The following is a 19,093-nucleotide window of genomic DNA, read 5'->3' as shown; positions in this document are numbered from 1 at the left end:
TCCCGGGGCCGTGACCGGACGGGGATCAGTCGTACAGGCGTCCCAGGAGGGCGCCCTGGCCGGACTGGAGGATGTGGGCGGCTTCCAGCGGAATCCAGAAGCACTCGAAGTGCGTGGGCTCCTGCTCCCCGTCGTGGTCCTCCTGGCTCATCCACCGCTCTGGAGTGGGCTCAGTCAGCTCCAGGTGGAAGACGTGACGGCGCTGGAGTTCGAACCGGTACGGGCTGATGTCGTACTCGGCCTCGCCGAGCTTCCGCACGATCTTGAAGTCCTTCAGGCCGGTCTCTTCGCGGGCCTCCCGCAGGGCCGCCGCATCCGGCGTCTCGCCCTCACGGATGCTGCCGGCCGGGACCTGGATGCCGACCTCTTCGTAGCTGTATTCGGTGTGCCGGAATACCAGCAGCTTTCCGTCGCGCACGACGTAGCACAGCACCTTGTCCTTGGTGACCTTCTCGGGCACGGGAACACCCCTCATTCATTCATCGGAACCGGGCGCCCACCCGGCGGTGCCCTCGGCCGAGGCCAGGGCGTGAAGCGGCGTGCACCCCTGGTGGCGCACGCCCGACGCCGGGCAAACGACCTCGAGTCTAGGCCGGGTGACCAGGCGTCACGACAGCGCGAAAATCGTCGAACTAGCTTGCGGAATCGGTGAGATGGGGCGGTGCAGGTGTGTGCGTCCGTGGCGGGCTTGCATCGCCTCTTCTCGCTGGCGCCGACGGCGGTGCGGCACCGAGTGCAAGCAGATACTTCCACAGCGTGATCGGCGTTCGCGGACAAATTGTCCGCACTTTTTCGTGCGGTGACCCTTGACGGCCGGCCCCGGGCGCCCCTCGCCGGCGCCAAATGATGTCGCGATTGCAGGTATAAGTGCCATTTCTCAATCGCCCCGCAAGGCGTGGGATCACCAAGTAGGGAAGAGTCAGCCCCACCAGGCGATCTTGGTCTAGCCATCCAGTGCCACCAGCCCCGTTAACAGTTGGCGACGGCAGTCGCGCGGAACTGGAATGTCCGTACTCTGAAGCGAGTGCGCCTCATCGCGAAGGGACCGATCTACCGATGAATGAAAACCTCATGCTGGGCGACCGCCTCCGCGTCGCCCGCAGGACGCGGAAGCTGTCCACGGCTCAGCTGGCGCAGAAAGCCTCTGTCTCGCCGAGCTACATCCAGAAGTTGGAATCCGGGGCGCGAAAGGCGCCGCCATCGCTGGTCCTGGCGCTGTCCAAAGCACTGCGCTTCGGGACTGAGGTCCTTACAGGGCAGCCGTACTACGGCGATCCGGAGGCCGAAGATGGCGTTCACGCGGTGATCCCCGAGCTGCGACGGATCATGCTTTGCTATGACACACCCGATGACGTCGAGGCTGCGCCGCGCCCACTCGCGGTACTGGCTTCCGAGGTCGATCAGGTGGCGGCCTTGCGGCGCGACGCCCGCTACGCACCGATGGGCCCACTGCTCCCACCGGTTGTCACGGAACTCACCCACGTAGCTCTGGGGGGCCGTAACGGTGACCGGGCGCAGGCTTTCTTGCATCTCGCCCGTGCCTACCGTGCCGTGAATTCGCTGGCCCACAAGATGGGACATCACGATCTTTCCAACACCGCGCTAGAGCGGGTCCGTTGGGCTGCACAGCACTCCGGCGATCCGCTGATGCAGATCACATCCGGCTACTTGGTGGCCGGCGCGATGCTGCGGCAGGGCGCGTATTCATCGGCTCGGCGCAAGCTGCTGACCTTGCGAGATGAGCTTGAACGACTCCAGCCGGAGCGTTCCTTCACGAACGACGCTCTCGCGGTCGACGGTGCACTGCTGCTGAAGCTGGCCGTGCTGGAAGCTCGCGAGAACAATCCGGGACGTGCGGACACGTATCTGCGGGAGGCGGAAGACGTGGCCAGAATGGCTGGCAACCGCGACTCCCTCGCCTACGAGATGTCGTTTGGTCCAACGAACATTCGCATCCACGAGGTCCACTCCATGATCGACCTGGGTGACACCGAGCAAGCGTTGGCACGACTGACCGAGTGGGCCCCAGTGGCTGGTGGAGAATGGGCTCCTCCGTCGACCACGGTGGGCGAGCGGTCGAGCCACCACTTCATCGACGTGGCCTCCGCGAAGCTCGGCGTGGGCGACCGTGCTGGTGCCTTCGATGCCCTCAAGCGTGCCCGCAAGGTTGCCCCCAACCACACACGCTTCCACCCGTCCGTTCGCGAGACCGTCGCAGCTCTTCTGCGTCAGGATGCGCACCCCTCCAACGAGCTCTCGGCGTTCGGTAGTTGGGCTGGCTTTACCACAACGTGAGCCCCTGTCAAGGGCGTTCGCGTGACCGTGTGCGCACAGTCTGTCCGCGCACTACATCCACAAAGTGAAATGGTCTCCTCAGCGCGGAATGTTGAGGAGGCCATTTCATGTCCGCCATAAATCGTGCAGGACCCATAGTGCCGCCCCGGTGGATGCCCATCGGCAACGAGCCCGAACTCTGCTCCGCTGGTGAATGGTGGGATGCCATTCGCGCGACGGAGGCTATCGGGCGGCGAGCAATTGACATTCTTCGTGCGGAGTCGGTCTCGATCGGAGCTGTGATTTTTCAGCCTGATGGCCCTGAGCCGCGTCTCTACTTTCTCGTTCCCGCCGGTGTCGCTGCGCGCTGGAACGAGCCCGAAACTGTCCCACTTGGGCGCAAGTGCCATGTAGTTGTTCCACCGGCCAGCGCATCAGCTCCCCCTGGCTTGCACTGGCACGTACTTCCCAAGAGCGTACGAGGCTTGACCGATCCTGAAGGGCTGCGCAAAGCGCTCAGTAAGGCTCGGAGAGAGCGACAAGGCCCTTCGGAATAATCGGCTCCCAGACAGAACTGCGCATCTCCGCGCTTCTTCAACTTGGGCCCGTCCGGCATTGGCCCTCAGTGGATCCGCGAAGGCTGTTCCTGTGTTCGGGCAGCGTGCTGTTCGGACTCTGCTCGCGAGAGCGTTCCTCGCTTCGAGCGTTGCACAGCGCGTGATGAGTCTCACGAGCTTGATCAAAACATCAGCCTGTGAGGTAGCGACGGAGATTTGCGAGGAGGTATCTGAGGGTTTTACCTATCACCGAGATCCTCTTTGTGAAGGGTTTCGGTAATTCCCGGCGTTGCGTGGCCGATTCACCGATGAGGTCGCCCTCGGGTCCCCGCACAGAAACCTGGAAATGCATCGAAGGAATCGCGAGAGAGGAATCATCTCAGATGTGCCTGCACCAGCCGCCCTGTCCAGATTCCAACGCGTCTGACTGCGAGGCCGCGCGTCCAGTCGCTCAGCACCCGGAACAAGGGTGGTCGCTCCTGTGCAACGGTGTCCTGCTCCTTAACGACACCGGGGCAATTCGCCCCGACGGTAGCAGTATCGCTCCGCAGCGCATCGGCTACTGCAACCCGAGGTCGCGGTGCCCGGTCTCCTCCGGCCGTCGGTATCCCACCGGATCGAGGGCGTGACGTGTGATGCCTTCGACCACCGTTATGTGGCCTCCATCGACCACTGGAGTCAGAACGACGTATGCCTGGTGGCACCAACTCGACGAGCAGCCACATCCAGATCCGCTGCCAGGCCGGGAATGGGCGGCGCTTTCCGTTCGCCCCATGCTTGGACTCACAGCCCTTGAGGCGCTCATTGCGGTCGGCGCTGACGTAGGTCCAGTTCTCGTGTGCATGCAGCACCGCTGGTTGCACATTCCGGTGGAGCCGGAGGCCGAACGGAGCTTTTTGGGTGAACGCCTAGGCGTGAAGGGGCGATGTCTGTCCTGCGCCTACGACGGCCAGCGCTTGCAGCGAGGCGGGTGTCGCCCCTTTCGTCTCTGGCTCCTTCCGCAAGATCCAACCGTTCTGACCGACTTCCGGGCTCTTGCTGAGCGGCTGGACGCAATGCGGGCGATGAGAGCGGGGCCCGTATCCGCCGTTGCTTGAACGCTCCGTTCACTGCCGTTCAATCTGATGTTTCGAGGAATCTTCATGAGTCGCCTCCAGGGCAACCCGAACGGATACCCGTGCCACGCGCCAAAAGTGCAGGTCGATCACGCACGCACAGATGTGGATAGGAGCGCCAGCCGGCCTGTCTGCGCTGAGATGGGCGACACGACTGGGAATTGCGCCAGCGAGCGGCAGATGAGCATTCCGGGCGGCGTGCTCGATTGGGCCTCGTGTGTGCTCGGCGCCATCACGGGCGTGCTGGACGCCTCACAGGGCCGCGCGAACTCCAAGGTGTGGGAGCTGACCTGTGCGGACGGCACCCGGTTCTTCCTGAAGATTGCGTCGACGAAAGCCTCCTATGACCGCGAAGTCCACGCTTACAGATTCGCGGTACCTGCTCTCGGTCCCGGCCGCGCTCCACGGCTCCAAGCGGCTAATCCCGGCGAGCTGGCGATGCTCCTGACCGCAGTGCCCGGTGAGACGGTGGCACCAGCCGTGCTCGATATGAACGACCTCATCCGGGTGCACCGCCAAGCGGGCTACCTGCTGCGTGAGCTTCATGACACGCTGGTCGCCCCCCGCGCCTCGGTGGATGTGCTGGCAGAGGTGCGTGCACGGACGGCATTCGCGGGGCAGGGCGTAGCTGCGGCCGGTGCCCTCCTCTCGCATGCCGAGCAGAAGATGGTGCTTGGCCTGGTCAGGGAGCTGCCCCAGCTGGAGGCGTGCCCTACGGCATTCGTCCATGGTGACGCGCGGGAACTCAACTTTTTATGGGATGGGCCCAGCGGGTGCGCTGCTCTGCTCGCTTTCGGGCAGGCGCGGCCTGCGGTGGCCGTCGATGATTTCGTGCAGCTGGCTTTCGGACCGTGGGTGCAATCTCCGCGGCTTCGGCGAATGTTTTTCAGCGGATATGGGCGTGAGCTGACGGGTCCGGAGCGAAGGGTGCTGCCGGCCCTGGCCGCGATAGATGCTGTCGACAATCTGGTACAGGGTGTCCGTGTCCGTGATCCCGAGGTCACCGAACGCGCCCGCGCCACCTTGAAGTCGCTGGCGAACGGGGTGCGCTGGTGAACATGCCTAGCGCAGCCTCTCGACGCACCCGTGACCTGTGCCGGCCGTGGCAGCCCCCGCAGCGCCCTGAGGAATCCGCGATCGCGCTTCCTCGGCCCCGCCAGGGCGGATTGGCGTCCGCTTTTGGTCGCCGGAGCGTGCTGGTGGTCTGTTTGGCCTGGCAGATGAACGCGGCCTCAGGCTCCGTGAAGGCCGCCGCAGCCCTGGCCGTCGGGTTGGCGGGTGCCGGACACCGGGCAGTGATCGTCACCGCGGCCCCGCCAATGCTCGGCCCCAGGCTTGAGGGCGTGGTCGTGGAGCAGATCGACTTGCCCGTCAGCCTGCCTTGCCCTCCAGACACGCTCCGGGAAGCAATCAGCGTCGGTGCGTGGGGACTTCAGCGTCAGCTGCGCTCGCTGATCGACCGGCACAACGCCGACACGGTGCTGTGCACCGACGCGCTGTGGGGCCTGGGCCGGCTGCACATGAACCTCCCCGATGGGGTGTGCCGGGTGCTGGCGGTGGACCGACTGCTCGACGACCGCGACGCGATAGCTCTGACACAGGCCGATGTCGTTCTGGCTCCGACGGCAGCGGTCCTCGACGCGGCGCACCAACGTGGCTGGGACACATCGACGTGGTGTGTGGTCCCTCACGCCCTCCTCCATGAACCGCCCGAACCGAATCCCGTCAGTGTGCTGGGCCGACTGCAATCCGGGGACCTCCGGATTCTGGGCGCGGTGGGGGACACCTCCAACGGCATTGTTGCCCTGCTGCGAGCGGCACGGCACCAGGGGACCACCACCAGTTCGTGCGTGTTGCGCGTCGCGGCAGCAACGCACTACCTGCAGTCAGGACCAGCCGGCATGGTCCTGGCGGAGACCTGTCGGCGCCAGGTGGATCTGGCGGCGCACATGAGCTGGTCCGGAGCGCTGCCGTGGCATGCCGTGCCCGCCTGGCTCTCGGGGGCCGCGATCGTGATCACGCCGTCCACCGGCTCACTGGGGATGGTGGCTCTTGAGGCCATGGCCGTGGGAGTCCCCGTCATCGGATACCGGTGCGGAAATCTGCCCTACCTCATCGGTCCAGCGCAGCGAGAACGGGCGTTGCTTGCCGAACCACAACACGGGCCCCGCGCCTTGCTGAACCTCGCCCGCGCTCTCCTCGCGTCTTCCCGCGCCTACTGCGAGGCCGCGCAGGCCGCTTACGAACAAGCCCGCCTGTTCACCAAAGGCCGTGTCACCCGGCGGTTCCTTGCTGCCGTGCCTGCCCGCGGAACGCTCCCGCACGACGATCGGACACAAACCCATGTCTATGCCCATTGAGGACTACGCGCTCATCGGCGATATGCAGACGGCTGCGCTCGTGCGCCGGGACGGCACGGTCGACTGGCTGTGCCTGCCCCGCTTCGACTCGCCGGCGGTCTTCACGGCGCTGCTCGGCACCGAGGAACACGGCTGCTGGTCCATCAGCCCGGCCCATGCTCCCGGCGCCAGCCCCCGACCTGTTGACCGCCGCCGCTACCGAGGCGACAGCTTGGTGTTGGAATCCGAATGGGACACACCAAGTGGCACAGTCCGGGTGATCGACTTCATGCCGCCGCGCGACGGCGCACCCCAGGTGATCCGCATCGTGGAGGGGATCAGCGGGCGGGTCCCGATGCGCTCGCAGCTGCGAATGCGGTTCGCGTACGGCAAGGTCGTGCCTTGGGTCCACTCGGTCGACGGCCGGACCGTCGCGGTTGCCGGCCCCGACTCCGTATGGCTGGACACCCCCGCAAGTGCGACCGCCCGCCACGGAACAGTGGTCTCCGAGTTCTCCGTTTCGCAGAGCGAACGGATCGCCTTCACGATCAGCTGGCAGCCCTCGCACCACCAGCCGCCGGCCGTGGCGGACCCGGAGGGGTCGCTGGAAGCCACCGAGGAATTCTGGCGCGAGTGGGTCGAGCACTGCACGTACCACGGCCCCTACCGCGACGCGGTGGTGCGCTCACTGATCACGCTCAAGGCGCTGACGTACGCGCCGACCGGCGGGATCGTCGCCGCGCCGACCACCTCCCTGCCCGAGTGCATCGGCGGCGTGCGCAACTGGGACTACCGCTTCACCTGGCTCCGGGACGCCGCGATCACCCTCTCCTCCCTCCTGCGCACCGGCTACCGCGAAGAGGCCCGGGCCTGGCGGGAGTGGCTGCTGCGGGCGGTGGCCGGCGACCCGGAGAACCTGCAGATCATGTACGGCATCGCCGGTGAGCGGGAGCTGGGCGAGAACGAGCTCACCTGGTTGCCCGGGTACGAGAATTCGCGTCCGGTGCGGGTCGGCAACGGCGCCGCGGGCCAGCTCCAGCTCGACGTCTACGGCGAGGTCACCGATGCCCTCCACGTCGCGTGCGCCTCCGGCCTGGCACCCGATGACCACGCGGTCAGCCTGCAGCTGAAGCTGATCGCGTGGGTGGAGAAGCACTGGGACGAGCCGGACGAGGGCATCTGGGAGGTGCGCGGGCCGCGCCGGCACTTCGTCCACTCCAAGGTCATGACCTGGGTCGCGGTCGACCGCACCGTCAAGCTGATCGAGTCCGGTGACGTGGACGGTCCGCTGGAGCGCTGGAAGGACCTGCGCGAGACCATCCACCGGGACGTCTGCGAAAAGGGCTACGACAAGGAACGCAACACCTTCACCCAGTCCTACGGCTCCCAGGAGCTGGACGCCTCGCTGCTGCTGATCCCGCAGATGGGCTTCCTGCCCCCGGACGACAAGCGCGTCATCGGCACCATCGAGGCCATCCAGCGGGAGCTGGGCACCGAGGACGGCTTCGTCCTGCGCTATCCGACGGCCGGCGAGGGCGTCGGCGTGGACGGTTTGGAAGGCGACGAGGGGGCGTTCCTGGCCTGCTCGTTTTGGCTCGTCGACGACCTGGCGATGATCGGCCGGGTGGACGAGGCCCGCAAGCTCTTCGAGAAGCTGCTCTCGCTCCGTAACGACCTGGGCCTGCTCGCGGAGGAGTGGGATCCCAAGCTCAAGCGCCAGGTGGGCAACTTCCCGCAGGCGTTCAGCCATATCGGCCTGATCGAGGCAGCACTCAGGATATCGGCCAGCAGGGCGCACGTCTCCGACGCAGGGATGAGATGCCGCGACGTCGCAAGCTGGCGCGAGGGGGGCTGATGTATCCCGTATATCACCCCGCGGGCAGCGATGATGACCTGCGAGTGGCCCTGGTAGAGCTGCAAGCCGGACGGTGGTCGGCCACCCGGAACCTGTTGTCCGCCACGAGGTCTCTGGCGCTGAGGACGTCCCGAACGCAGGTCCTGGCGGTCACCGCTGCCGGGAGCGACGTGATGGATGTGTGGCTGGCCGAGGAACCGGACAGCTACGACGCCCAGGTCATGCGAGCCCGAGTCTTCGTGGAGCGCGCCTTGCGCGCCCACCGCCAACAACACACCGCCGTATCTGAGTTCGAGACCCGTGGCCGACATGCAGCGCAGATGGCGGCACACCGGGCTCCGCACGATCCGGTCCCGTGGGTGTGTCTGCTGGCCCTCGCGCAGATCGATGTGCGTCAACTGCGTCCGGAGCACCGTGTGCCGTCGAAGGAGCCGATGCTGCCGCCGGGGCCGTGGCAGTTGCTGGGCGAGGTGCACCGACGGGATCCGTTCAACCGGGAGGCATTCCACCGGATCCTGCAGGTCCTGCTCTCCCGGGACGCCCCGGCATCTGGAGGGCTGGCTGCGGTCTTCGACTTCGGACGGTGGGTGGCATCGTGGGCGCCCGCCGGATCGCCCTTGCTCCTGCTACCGGCATACGCTCAAGTCGAGCAGTGCCGCCAGCAGATGCAGCGCGGCAGGGTGCACCCGCTGTGGAGACGGCAGTGGGCCGAGGACCCACTGCGCTCCTACACCCGCAACGCCTTCCTCCACTGGTTCAGGGCCTCGGACCCCTCTCTTCGGTCTTTGACCGACCTGAGTCACCTTGCGTATGCGCTGTGGGCCGGTCACCAGTTCGTCGAAGCGGCTCAGGTGTTCACGTCCATGGAGCCCTACGCGACCCGCGAACCGTGGTCCTCGGTGGAGGACCGGCTCCCGGGGGACGACGCAGGTCAGGAGCTGATGCTGCGGGCACGCCGGGAATCGCTGGCCTACGCACACAGGAAGGCTGCACGCGCTGGCCCTCGTCCGTGACCCTGCCGGACATCTCCACATCCCTTGACACGCGCGTTCAGCCCATTCGCCCCTTCTTCAATTCCTGGAGGTTTCGTGTTCCGCTTAGGTCAGCACCGCCGGTCGGATCGCTCCCGGCGTGCCCCGGATGACGCGTACTTGCGCGAACTGGGGTACGAGCCGGTACTCGCCCGCCGGATGGGTCCGTTCGGCAACTTCGCGATCAGCTTCTCCGTCATCAGCGTGCTCTCCGGCTGCATGACGCTGTACGGCTTCGGTCTGACCACCGGTGGCCCGGCGGTGATGATGTGGGGCTGGATCGCCGTCGGTGTGATGGTGATGTTCGTCGGCGCCGGGTTGGCCGAGGTCACCTCCGCCTACCCGACGTCCGGGGCCCTGTATTACCAGGCGGAGAAGCTCGGCGGCCGAAAATGGGGCTGGTACACCGGCTGGCTGAACCTGCTGGGGCTGCTCGGCGCGATCGCCGGCATCGACTACGGAGCCGCGCTGTTCACCGGTGCCTGGCTGAACCTGCAGTTCGGCTTCGAGCCCACTGCGGGCAAGACCATGGTCATCTACCTGATCATCCTCACCCTGCACGCCACGTTGAACCTGTTCGGTGTCCGCCTGGTCAGCATCCTCAACAGCATCAGCGTCTGGTGGCACCTGGCCGGCGTCACCGTGATCGTCGGCGTCCTGGCGATCGTCCCCGCCCACCACCAGGAGCCCGGATTCGTCTTCGGCGAGTTCATCAACCACACCGGCTGGTCCAGCCCCGTGTACGTGACGCTGATCGGCCTGCTGCTCGCGCAGTACACCTTCAGCGGCTACGACGCCTCCGCGCACCTGTCGGAGGAGACCACCAACGCCCAAGTCAGCGCCTCCCGCGGCATCATGCGGGCCATCGGCTGGTCCTGGATCGCTGGGTTCGCGTTGCTGGCCGGTCTCACGTTCGCCATCCAGGACTACGCCGCAACCCGCGCCACCGCCACCGGAGTTCCGCCCGCCCAGATCTTCCTGGACGCCCTGGGAGCGTCCGGCGCGAAGGCGCTACTGCTGATCGTCATCGTCGCCCAGCTGTTCTGCGGCAACGCCGAGACGGCCGCCGCCTCCCGGATGGTGTTCGCGTTCAGCCGGGACGGCGCCCTGCCGGGCTCCGGCCTGTGGCGGCGGGTCCACGCCCGGACCGGTACGCCCCGCCACGCGGTGTGGCTGACCGTCGGCACCGCGGCCCTGCTCGCCGCGCCGAGCCTGTACAGCCCCACCGCCTACGCGGCGATCACCAGCATCAACGTCATCGGCATCACCCCCGCCTACGCCATCCCGATCTTCCTGCGCATCAAGCACCGCCACCGGTTCCGGCCTGGACCGTGGAACCTGGGCCGGTGGGGCGTGGCGGTCGGCACCGTCGCTGTGGCCTGGGTGGCATTCGTCACCGTCCTGTTCTGCCTGCCCCAGACCAGCCCGATCTCCGTCGCCACTTTCAACTACGCACCCCTCGCGCTGCTCGCCGTGCTGTCGCTGGCCTGGCTGTGGTGGCGGGCCGCGGGGAAGCGCACCTACGACATGCCCGCCCAGAGCCTCGACCGCTCTTCCGACCGCTTCGACCAGGAGATCGTGTGAAGTTCTCGGCCAACTCCGGTAACGGCGCCGATGCCCCTGTGGCCGCGCCTCCGGGGCAACGACAGGGGCATGCCGCGTCGGGCCAGCTCACCCTCGACCAGCTGCACCACCTGGTCAGCTCTGGACGGATCGACACGGTGATGCTGGCCATCCCCGACCTACAGGGCCGGCTCAAGGGCAAACGCTACGGCGCGCGGCACTTCCTCGACCGCGCCGCCACGCGCGGGGCGGACATGTGCGCCTACGTATTGGCCACCGACGTCGACATGACCCCCACCAGCGACTTCGCCCTGACCTCATGGGCCACCGGTTACCAGGACCTGGCTGTCACCCCTGCCCTCACGACGCTGTGCCTCGCTCCGTGGATGCCGAAGACCGCCCTGGTCCTCGGCGACGCCGTCGACCACGACGGCAGCCCAGTCGAGGTGGCCCCGCGCCAGATGCTGCGCCGACAGCTGGCCCGCCTGGCCCGCCATGGCCTTCATGTCAAGGCTGGTCTGGAATGCGAGTTCGTAGTCTACCAGGGAACCCCCGAGGAAGCCGCCGAACGTGGCTACCAGGATCTGCGGCCCCTGGCCATGGGGAACCTGGATTACGCCCTGGACCACCCGCCGACCGCGGACCGGTTCTTCCGCCGCCTGCAGGCAGCCCTCGCCGGCGCCGGCCTTCCCGTCGAGGCGGTCAAAACGGAAAGCGCCCCCGGGCAGGTGGAGGTGACCTTCCCCTACGGCGAGGCCCTTGCCGCCTGCGACGGGCACCTGGCGTTCAAACACGCCGTCCGCGCCATCGGCGGCCGGTCAGGTCTCACCCCCACCTTCATGGCAGCCCCCACAACCGGCGTGGGCAACGGCCTCCACCTGCACATCTCGCTGTGGAAGGACGACGCCAACGCGATCACCGGCGCCGACGGCGTCCTGTCCCCACTCGCCCGGCATGCCATTGCCGGAGTGCTCGACGCTCTGCCGCAGATGGCGGTGCTGTACGCGCCGAACATCAACTCCTATAAGCGCTACGTCCCCGACTCCTTTGCGCCCACAACCGCCAGCTGGGGCTACGACAACCGCACCTGCGCCATCCGCGTCGTCGGCCACGGCGAAGGCCGGCACCTGGAGATCCGCGTCCCCGGGGCGGATGCCAACCCCTACCTCGCGCTCGCTGCAGCCGTCGCCGCCATCAACCACGGAGTCGACAACGCGCTCACCCCCGGACCGCCAGAGACAGGCAACGCCTACCGGGAAGGAGGGCCACCCCTCCCGAGCACGCTGAAGCAGGCGCAGGTGGCCCTCCGCAACAGCTCCATCGTCCGCGACGCCCTCGGCCCCGGCGTCGTCGAGCACTACGCCCACCTCGCGCAGCTGGAGATCTCCCACCACCAGCACATTGTCACCGACGCCGAACGCCACCGCTGGCTCACCGGCGCATGACCCTCAAGGAGGCTTCCGTGCAGAGCAGCGTCGACATGGCGAGGTGACCACCCTGCGATGACGCACCACCCCAACTGCCCTGATTGCCTACGCGCGGCGCACATCCACGGGCATACCCCGCCAAAGCCACCAGAACCTGACCCGCCAATACGTGCCGCGACATTCATGCTCCTGTTCCTGGTCTTCGTCGTGATCGCCAGTGGATGGATGGGCCTCATGTGGCTCGTGGCACAGGACGTCGGCTGGCCCTGATCAACTCGTCAGGCACCGCACTCTTCGACAGCGGGCTGTTGCGCAGGCGTGGCTGAAGCGTGGCGGGCACTTCATCCCGCTGGCCAGCTGCTCCGCAGCAACCGCTCAACGGAGCCAGAACGGCTCGCCGGTAAGCGCGGATTGATCGCGCTCGCAACCCGTGCCCGGCTGAGATCACACCCCGTCAATCCTGTTGCTGCAATACCTCAAAGGAGTGATTCGACCTGTTCGAGTACCCGAAGCCACGCGCAGGTCAACGGCCGCACAGTCTGAGTCGGCGATGGGAACTCATGTTCAGTATTTGCCTCCGAAGCACCCGTTACGGGGGTGCGATCGGGGCCGTTCTTAGAGCACCTGTACTCATCAGTGACTCCCCTGGAGGAACCGTGCATCCCGTTGCCATCCCCGTGATGCCCCCTACTGATATCGAACATCGGCAGCTGGAACCCCATCTGTCCATGGGGTTCTTGGGGCGCCTTGTTGACGCTGCCGCCCGCAGCGCCCGCCACTCATCACGCCCTGATTCGGGGTGGGAGGCATGAGCGAACCCACCGATGCATCAGCCGACCGTGTCCCGGGGCCGCGCACCTCCCCTCAGCCGCCTCCGCCCGCCACGAAAACTGCCGGATGGCAGAACGGAAATGACGTCCCCCCTGGAGCCAAGCCGGGCACAGCGGCAGAAGCGACCGATCCGGGGTCGCAGATGCGGTACGTGGACCTGACAGGCAGCCGTGAAGCGGCCGGCCGGTCGATCCGGATGAGCGACATGGCCAGGCGCCTGCCGCAGTTGGTGCGCCGGTCGTTGGCCCTCGCCTGGCGGGTCGACCGGGCAGCGACCGTCGGCCTCCTGCTGTGCCAGGGGGTCGCCGGTGTGATGCAGGCCCTGGGCCTGGTCGCGATCAGCGGGACCCTGACCGCGCTGCTGACCAGCGGGGACGTCTACCACCGGCTTCTGCAGGCGTGGCCGTCGGTCGTCCTGCTCGCCGGCGCATCCGGCGTGCGAGCGCTCCTGGGGATCACCGTCAACTGGCTCTCCTCCCGGCTCGGCCCGCTGATGTCGCGCGAGGCCGAGCAGATGCTGCTGACGGGCTGCGCCGAGGTGGAGCTGTGCGCCTACGACGAGCCCGACTTCAACCGCGACCGCGAGGCCGCCGACCGCGGAGCGCAGGTCACCGGGGACCTGATCGACGAGGGGCAGGACCTGATCGCCTCGGCGGCCTCCTTCTGTGCCGGGGCCGTCGTGCTGGCGGGGGTGCACTGGGTGCTCCTGCCGCTTTTGGTGGCGGCCAGCCTGCCGCAGGCCCTGGCCCAGGTCAGCGCCGCACGCGTGCGCTACCTGGCGAACCTCCGCAGCAACGGCGACAACCGGATGCTGTCGGTGCTGCGCTGGCACATCTACACCCGCGATGCCGCCGACCAGATCCGCGCCGGCACCATGGCCGGCTTCCTGTCCGGCCGGTACCGGCAGACGGTCGCCCGGATCAACCGCGAGGACCGGACCGCAGCCGACAAGGGGGCGCGCATGTCCCTGGTCGGCGCGCTCTGCGGAGGGCTGGGCTCGGCCCTGGTGTGGGCAGCGGTCGTGTGGCTGCTGGCAACCAGCCGCATCAGCGTCGGGCACGCCGGTACGGCCGTCTTTGCCTTGCAGACGGTGGGGCAGTCGGTCCGCGGCCTGGTGGCCATCGGGGCGCGGGCAGTGCGCACGGGTCTGTACATGGACGACTGGAGTGGATTCCTGGACAAGGCCGGCGGGTACCGCATGCGCCGCGGCACGCACCGGCCCAAGCCGCCGCAGAAGATCGAGATCAAGGCGGTCTCCCACCGCTATGCGGGCAAGGACCACGACGCGCTGTCCGATGTCTCGCTCACTCTGCGCCGTGGCGAGGTCACCGCCCTGGTCGGCTTCAACGGCTCGGGCAAGTCGACGCTGTCGAAGCTGGTCAGCGGCCTGTACCTGCCCACGGACGGGCAGGTGCTGTGGGACGGCACCCCTGTCGGCGACGCCGACCCGCAGGAGCTGTGGCAGCAGGTGGCCCTGGTGCCGCAGGACTACGCGCACTGGCCCCTGACCGTGCGCGAGAACGTCACCCTCGGGCAGCCCTCGCCGCGCGGCGATGCGACCGTGCGTGAGGCGTGCGAGGCTGCCGGCGCCGACGAAGTCGTCGACAAGCTTGCTGCCGGGTTGGACACCCTCCTCGCCCGCGAGTGGCTCAACGGCGAAGAGCTGAGCGGTGGCCAGTGGCAACGCATTGCTCTCGCAAGGGCGTTCTTCAAAGAGGCGGGGCTGCTGGTCCTCGACGAGCCGACCGCGAACCTGGACCCGCGAGCGGAGTACCGGATCTTCCAGCGGCTGCGGGACCTGGCACGGGACCGGGTGGTGCTGCTGGTGACCCACCGCATCACCAACGTCGCCGTGGCCGACCGGATCGTGGTCCTCGACGAGGGCAGGGTCGTGCAGGAGGGCACCTACCACCAGCTCTCCCAGCAACCGGGCCTGTTCCAGCAGTTGTTGTCCTACCAGGTCACCTCTGAGGAGCCCCAGTGTGACGGCGAGCACCGCGGGGCTCGCAGGTGAGGCGCCGCGGTGGGCCGGAGACCGAAAGCCGGGTGCAGCAGCCGAGCATGGGAGCCCGGGTGCCGCAGCCGGGCATCACGGTGGATCCGGATGCCGCGCGGGCACTGGATCGACGACAACGGCAAGCCCGACCCCTTCGGCCCCGGCCGCATCGACTCCCCTCGCGCAAACCTCGCCGTTGCCTGCACGGCCCGCACGCACACCACCCACGACGGCTCGCTGGCCAAGAAGGCGTCGGACCACCTCCTGGTGACCGCAGATTTCGCGCTGGACGACATGGCCTTTGGCCGATGAGCAGCGCAGCCGTGCCCCCGCAGACTCGCGTCACGGATACCACCAGTCCACACACGAAAGGAACCGGCCTTGATACGTCTAGCGAACCTGAACACCTACAAGCTCCGCCTCGACCAGCGGGGCACCCCCGAGTGGCAAGCCCGGGTCACCACAATTTGCCAGATCAACGCGGACATCCTCGGACTGCAGGAAATCCGTGTCGACGAGGAGAACGATCCCGACACGTGGAATGAGGAAGCTGCCGAGGCCATCCAGCTCCTCGCAGACGACTGCGGTCTCACTGCCACGGCGATCGACAACCGTGGCCGGGAACGCACCGCAATGGCCAACAACGCCCACCGCGGCTGGTACACAGCCCAGCTGTGGCGGCCCGGAACCGTCAGCTGCATCCGTGGCAGTTACCGCCCTTACGGTGCACCGGACTTCTGGCACGGGGTCACCACCGCGGCATTCGACATCGGCGCCGCCGAGTCGTTCACCACGGCCGTCTACCATGGAGACCCCTTCCGCCCCCAGTTCCGCGCTGACGAAGCTCTGCGCCTGAAGGGCATCTTCCGCCGGACCGGTGGAGCCAAGCCCGGTGCCATCATCGGCGACTTCAACGGACTGTCCGCCGCCAACATCGCCGGGCCCGACGGTCAACTTCACTACTACGATCCCGAGCCCTACCTCGGCCAGGACCACGACGACCTCGAATATCAGCTTCTGCCCGGCACGATCGGCGGTGCACAGCTGGCCGATCGACGGGGGGCTGAAGCCCTGCTGCGCAAGGGATACATGGTCGATGCCGCGGCTCACCTCGACGTGGCCTGGCAGCCCACCGTCGGCCACTGGACTGACGGCGAGGGGGACCCCGATCCTTGGGGCTCCCGCCGGATCGACCTCATCCTCGTCAGCCGCCCCGTCGCACCCGCGTTGATCGCCTATGGGACCAACCGAAGCGCCGCCGCCAGCCGGGCAGCCGATCACTTGCCGATCTATACGGACCTCGACCCTGACCTGATGTCCCGGGAGTTCGCGATTGCGGAAGGGCCAACGGGCCGGAACTCACAGAGCGATGCCGTTGGGGGCCAAGGTTGAGTGCTCGGGTTTTGGAACCCGCGCACTCAACCTTGCCGCTAGGTCGGTGCGCAGTGAGCGCAAGCCCGCCGAGCGCCAGGACCATCCAGGCCCATGCAGTCACGGTCGGCCAGCAGTGTCGCGCCGAGCGGCAAAGCCGCCCAGCGTGGGGGGGGAGCCCGTACCGGAGATGCCGAGGTCATCGACCGGGCCCGCGTCACTCTCACGCTGCTCGGCAACGGAGTGATCCTGTGATCCCGTGCAAGGCGGCGCGCCCTGCTCATGACGGTCTGGCGGGGGCGAGCACCCCTCCGCGTGAGTCTCCCGGCAGAGAACCCCGCAGTGACTTGGCTGTAGGAAGGCTGGCCCGTGAAGGCTCACCGCACGGAGGGGGATGGGGTTTTCAATGGTCTGGTGGTGACGGCGAGAAAATCGGCCAGAATTCTGGACGTCAGTCCCCATGTCGTGGCGCAGCTCGTCGCTGCTGGATATCTGACCGCCGTGCACCGCGGTCAGCCCTGGTACGTCACTCTCACCAGCGTGACGGCGTACGGAAGCCGACGCGGCTACTCCGCTCGAAGTCTTCAGGCCACGCCGCCGCCCCGGGACGCCCCACGCTCTTCGTAGGAGCGCTCCCCGCGCGGCCGTCTCGCGCTGCCTCGATGAGCCCCTCGTCTCCGGTCGGCGGCGAACGTTTGGAGTCGCGCCAAGCAAGCCCGATCTCGCTACCTTCCGCGCTCGCTCGCGGGTGCCCAGTAGTCGGCGAGCATCTCGTTTGGCCAACTTGGCTGCCGCACCTGCCCACGCGGCCCCATCTCTTGGAACCAAGGCCCGATGTCGATAATCGGGGTGCCCTCAACCGCGTCCAGGTCTGTCACGAGCAGGTCGCGGCCATCCACACCCAGCAGACGGGGGTAGGACGTCGCCAACTGGTTGGGGCGCCGGTGGTTTCGGTGGACGAACGTCCCAGTGGCGGGCCACCTCGTATCTCCGCGAGGGCTACGTGCGTGGAGCTCGACGTCAGCTGGCGAGGCCAGGCTGAATCGCCAGATGACGGTGAGGTGGGAAAACTCCTCGATACCCTGGAGCGTTTCGAGCGGGTATTCCTCGTTGACTCGGATGATCGACTCTACGCCGCCCTGGAAGTCGTCGGCGGGCACCGTGTGGCCTCCCACCACTTTCGCAATGGGCTTGACCTCGAACGCCCCAGACATCAACGTCCTCATTCCTACTCGTCCCAGCCAGCAAGGAGGCGGCTGTCGCTGCCGATCCCCGCTGTATCGGCTTGGCTAGCCTATGCCGCGCAGCATGGCACGAGCACGCTGATCCAGGTCAGCGGCGACGGATCCTCCTCGCCCGCGTACCGGGGAAAGCGCCTGGCGCATCCGCACGACCACGTCTCGTGCGCGGCCGGACTGGATGCCGCTCATGGTGTCCAGGGCTTGCTGCCACGTCTTGCAGGCTTCGTCGATCTGGCCCTGTCTGACCTGGACGTCGCCGAGGTATCCGAGGGTGACAGCGTGCGTGCGGGCAGCGAGGGGCAGCGCGCGGGTGCGGACGCTGCGCTTGAACTCGGACTCCGCTCCTTTCAGGTCGCCGAGGTCGCGCAACGTGGCGGCGGTTTCGTGTGCGAGGGATGCTTCGGCGAAGAAGAAGACCCGGGCCGGCTCCTCGTCGCCTGTCTTCGCCTTGCTGAGATCGGACTCGGCAAGGCGAAGAGCTGCGAGAGCGTCGGTCTTCCGTCTGGCCGCGGCCAGGGCACGGGCGTGGACCACGCCGAGCAGTGCTCGCTCCCGAGGGCTCGCGAGGTGGTATCGGGAGCGCCCGACAGATCCTTCCGCGAGTTCAAGGGCGCGCTTCGGGTGACTGAGGTCGACCGCTTGGTGGGCTGCCGCTCGAAGAATGTGGCCGGCGAGTGGTGCGTCGTCGGCCTCGGCTGCCAGGTGAAAGGCAACGCGGAATGCCTTCTGCGCCTTGACGTGGTTCGACGAGTCGAATGCCGTCCATCCGGCAAGGTAGGTCAATTCAGATGCGGCGGAGGCGAAGTCACGGCGTACCTGTTCCGAGGTGAAGCGGCTGCTCAGATAGTCGGTGACATCGGACTTGAGGTACGCGAGCAAAGCAGAGCGGCCGGCTTGCCCACCGAGGCGCTGGTCCTGGCGGGAGTAGAACTGCATGGCCTCGCGCACTGCGTCGACGTGTGCGGAGGAGACGACGAAGCGGGTAGCGGGCCGCCGTGTACGTGCTTGCTCCGCGGTCTTCTCCCACCAACCGGAGGGCGGGAGGGCAGCGCCAACCGCGGAGTACGCGGTAGCCACCAACACGTGCCGACGGTTCATGTCCATGTTGTCTTCGTCTCCGAGGTTCACCAGAGCGGCCACCGTGTCGAAATCCCACGTCGAGGGCGTCACCGACGCCGACTCAGCCGGGGCGAGTCCGATCTGTGCCGGCGTGATGACGCGCCCGAGTCTGCGCGACAGCGTTTCGCAGAGGATATTGGTCGCCACCCCCTCGGGGCGTGTCCCGCTGATCCACATAGCGATGTGCGAGCGCGTCACCGAGCGCAGTTCGTCTGCACCGTTCTCAGCGGCAACCCTCACGACGTGGGCAGCTACCTGGGTCTGTGGCCAGCCGGTTTCCTTGATGACCGATGCCAGCAGGGTGTTGCGTGTGCGCGCCATGGTGCGCCCCTCGGTCTGCAAATGATCTTTGACGGCTTTGACGGCATCCGTGA

General features: G+C 67.2%; 15 protein-coding genes. 12 read left to right on the top strand and 3 right to left on the bottom strand.

Annotation, left to right across the window (positions count from 1 at the left end; genetic code table 11):
- Positions 1-25: 25 nt before the first annotated feature.
- Positions 26-460: an NUDIX hydrolase gene (locus ABR737_RS33760; protein ID WP_350254727.1), complete on the bottom strand. Its 435-nt coding sequence runs from the start codon at positions 458-460 to the stop codon at positions 26-28.
- A gap of 596 nt (positions 461-1,056) precedes the next feature.
- Here ABR737_RS33760 and ABR737_RS33755 point away from each other — a divergent pair.
- The 12 genes from ABR737_RS33755 to ABR737_RS33700 all read left to right on the top strand — a co-directional run bounded on the left by ABR737_RS33755 (position 1,057) and on the right by ABR737_RS33700 (position 16,614).
- On the top strand, positions 1,057-2,295 hold the full coding sequence (locus ABR737_RS33755) for a helix-turn-helix domain-containing protein (protein WP_350254725.1): 1,239 nt from the start codon (positions 1,057-1,059) through the stop codon (positions 2,293-2,295).
- A gap of 919 nt (positions 2,296-3,214) precedes the next feature.
- Positions 3,215-3,460 (top strand): DUF5999 family protein, encoded by a 246-nt coding sequence (locus tag ABR737_RS33750; protein WP_350254723.1) that lies wholly within the window; start codon positions 3,215-3,217, stop codon positions 3,458-3,460.
- Between the two features lie 513 nt (positions 3,461-3,973).
- Entirely contained in the window at positions 3,974-5,002 is a 1,029-nt protein-coding gene (locus ABR737_RS33745; protein WP_350254722.1) for an aminoglycoside phosphotransferase family protein, read from the top strand.
- Between the two features lie 239 nt (positions 5,003-5,241).
- A complete protein-coding gene (locus ABR737_RS33740) occupies positions 5,242-6,306 on the top strand; it encodes a glycosyltransferase (protein ID WP_350254720.1) in 1,065 nt (354 codons plus the stop codon).
- Positions 6,290-8,140, top strand: coding sequence for a glycoside hydrolase family 15 protein (locus ABR737_RS33735; protein ID WP_350254718.1), 1,851 nt, complete (start codon positions 6,290-6,292; stop codon positions 8,138-8,140). Before ABR737_RS33740 ends, ABR737_RS33735 begins: the two co-directional genes overlap by 17 nt.
- A 173-nt stretch (positions 8,141-8,313) precedes the next feature.
- On the top strand, positions 8,314-9,153 hold the full coding sequence (locus tag ABR737_RS33730) for a hypothetical protein (RefSeq protein WP_350254716.1): 840 nt from the start codon (positions 8,314-8,316) through the stop codon (positions 9,151-9,153).
- 177 nt (positions 9,154-9,330) lie between these two features.
- Entirely contained in the window at positions 9,331-10,755 is a 1,425-nt protein-coding gene (locus tag ABR737_RS33725) for an amino acid permease (RefSeq protein WP_350257029.1), read from the top strand.
- Positions 10,752-12,179: a glutamine synthetase family protein gene (locus tag ABR737_RS33720; protein WP_350254715.1), complete on the top strand. Its 1,428-nt coding sequence runs from the start codon at positions 10,752-10,754 to the stop codon at positions 12,177-12,179. The genes ABR737_RS33725 and ABR737_RS33720 overlap by 4 nt, the downstream gene beginning before the upstream one ends.
- 955 nt (positions 12,180-13,134) lie before the next feature.
- On the top strand, positions 13,135-15,006 hold the full coding sequence (locus ABR737_RS33715; protein ID WP_350254714.1) for an ABC transporter ATP-binding protein: 1,872 nt from the start codon (positions 13,135-13,137) through the stop codon (positions 15,004-15,006).
- A gap of 90 nt (positions 15,007-15,096) precedes the next feature.
- On the top strand, positions 15,097-15,300 hold the full coding sequence (locus ABR737_RS33710) for a hypothetical protein (RefSeq protein WP_350254712.1): 204 nt from the start codon (positions 15,097-15,099) through the stop codon (positions 15,298-15,300).
- Positions 15,301-15,369: 69 nt separating this feature from the next.
- A complete protein-coding gene (locus tag ABR737_RS33705; RefSeq protein ID WP_350254710.1) occupies positions 15,370-16,380 on the top strand; it encodes an endonuclease/exonuclease/phosphatase family protein in 1,011 nt (336 codons plus the stop codon).
- 93 nt (positions 16,381-16,473) lie between these two features.
- Entirely contained in the window at positions 16,474-16,614 is a 141-nt protein-coding gene (locus ABR737_RS33700; protein WP_350254708.1) for a hypothetical protein, read from the top strand.
- A gap of 470 nt (positions 16,615-17,084) precedes the next feature.
- Here the strand turns inward: ABR737_RS33700 and ABR737_RS33695 are convergent, their stop codons facing one another.
- Together ABR737_RS33695 and ABR737_RS33690 are read right to left on the bottom strand one after the other, a co-directional pair.
- Positions 17,085-17,573: an SAM-dependent methyltransferase gene (locus ABR737_RS33695; protein WP_350254707.1), complete on the bottom strand. Its 489-nt coding sequence runs from the start codon at positions 17,571-17,573 to the stop codon at positions 17,085-17,087.
- A 75-nt stretch (positions 17,574-17,648) separates the two neighbouring features.
- Positions 17,649-19,040 (bottom strand): NsdA family TPR-like regulatory protein, encoded by a 1,392-nt coding sequence (locus tag ABR737_RS33690; RefSeq protein WP_350254705.1) that lies wholly within the window; start codon positions 19,038-19,040, stop codon positions 17,649-17,651.
- Positions 19,041-19,093: the final 53 nt, after the last annotated feature.

The sequence above is a fragment of the Streptomyces sp. Edi2 genome (assembly GCF_040253635.1).
In the GTDB taxonomy this organism is placed as follows: domain Bacteria; phylum Actinomycetota; class Actinomycetes; order Streptomycetales; family Streptomycetaceae; genus Streptomyces.
Note: the sequence above shows the minus strand (reverse complement) of the source record. Positions and strands in the feature narration are given on the sequence as shown.

Bases quoted from the DNA above. Each gene is read 5' to 3' on its own strand.
- ABR737_RS33730 (WP_350254716.1), top strand. From the start codon at position 8,314: ATGGATGTGTGGCTGGCCGAGGAACCGGACAGCTACGACGCCCAGGTC.
- ABR737_RS33690 (WP_350254705.1), bottom strand. From the start codon at position 19,040: ATGGCGCGCACACGCAACACCCTGCTGGCATCGGTCATCAAGGAAACC.
- ABR737_RS33695 (WP_350254707.1), bottom strand. From the start codon at position 17,573: ATGTCTGGGGCGTTCGAGGTCAAGCCCATTGCGAAAGTGGTGGGAGGC.
- ABR737_RS33735 (WP_350254718.1), top strand. From the start codon at position 6,290: ATGTCTATGCCCATTGAGGACTACGCGCTCATCGGCGATATGCAGACG.
- ABR737_RS33710 (WP_350254712.1), top strand. From the start codon at position 15,097: ATGCCGCGCGGGCACTGGATCGACGACAACGGCAAGCCCGACCCCTTC.
- ABR737_RS33750 (WP_350254723.1), top strand. From the start codon at position 3,215: ATGTGCCTGCACCAGCCGCCCTGTCCAGATTCCAACGCGTCTGACTGC.
- ABR737_RS33725 (WP_350257029.1), top strand. From the start codon at position 9,331: ATGGGTCCGTTCGGCAACTTCGCGATCAGCTTCTCCGTCATCAGCGTG.
- ABR737_RS33745 (WP_350254722.1), top strand. From the start codon at position 3,974: ATGAGTCGCCTCCAGGGCAACCCGAACGGATACCCGTGCCACGCGCCA.
- ABR737_RS33755 (WP_350254725.1), top strand. From the start codon at position 1,057: ATGAATGAAAACCTCATGCTGGGCGACCGCCTCCGCGTCGCCCGCAGG.
- ABR737_RS33700 (WP_350254708.1), top strand. From the start codon at position 16,474: ATGCAGTCACGGTCGGCCAGCAGTGTCGCGCCGAGCGGCAAAGCCGCC.
- ABR737_RS33715 (WP_350254714.1), top strand. From the start codon at position 13,135: ATGCGGTACGTGGACCTGACAGGCAGCCGTGAAGCGGCCGGCCGGTCG.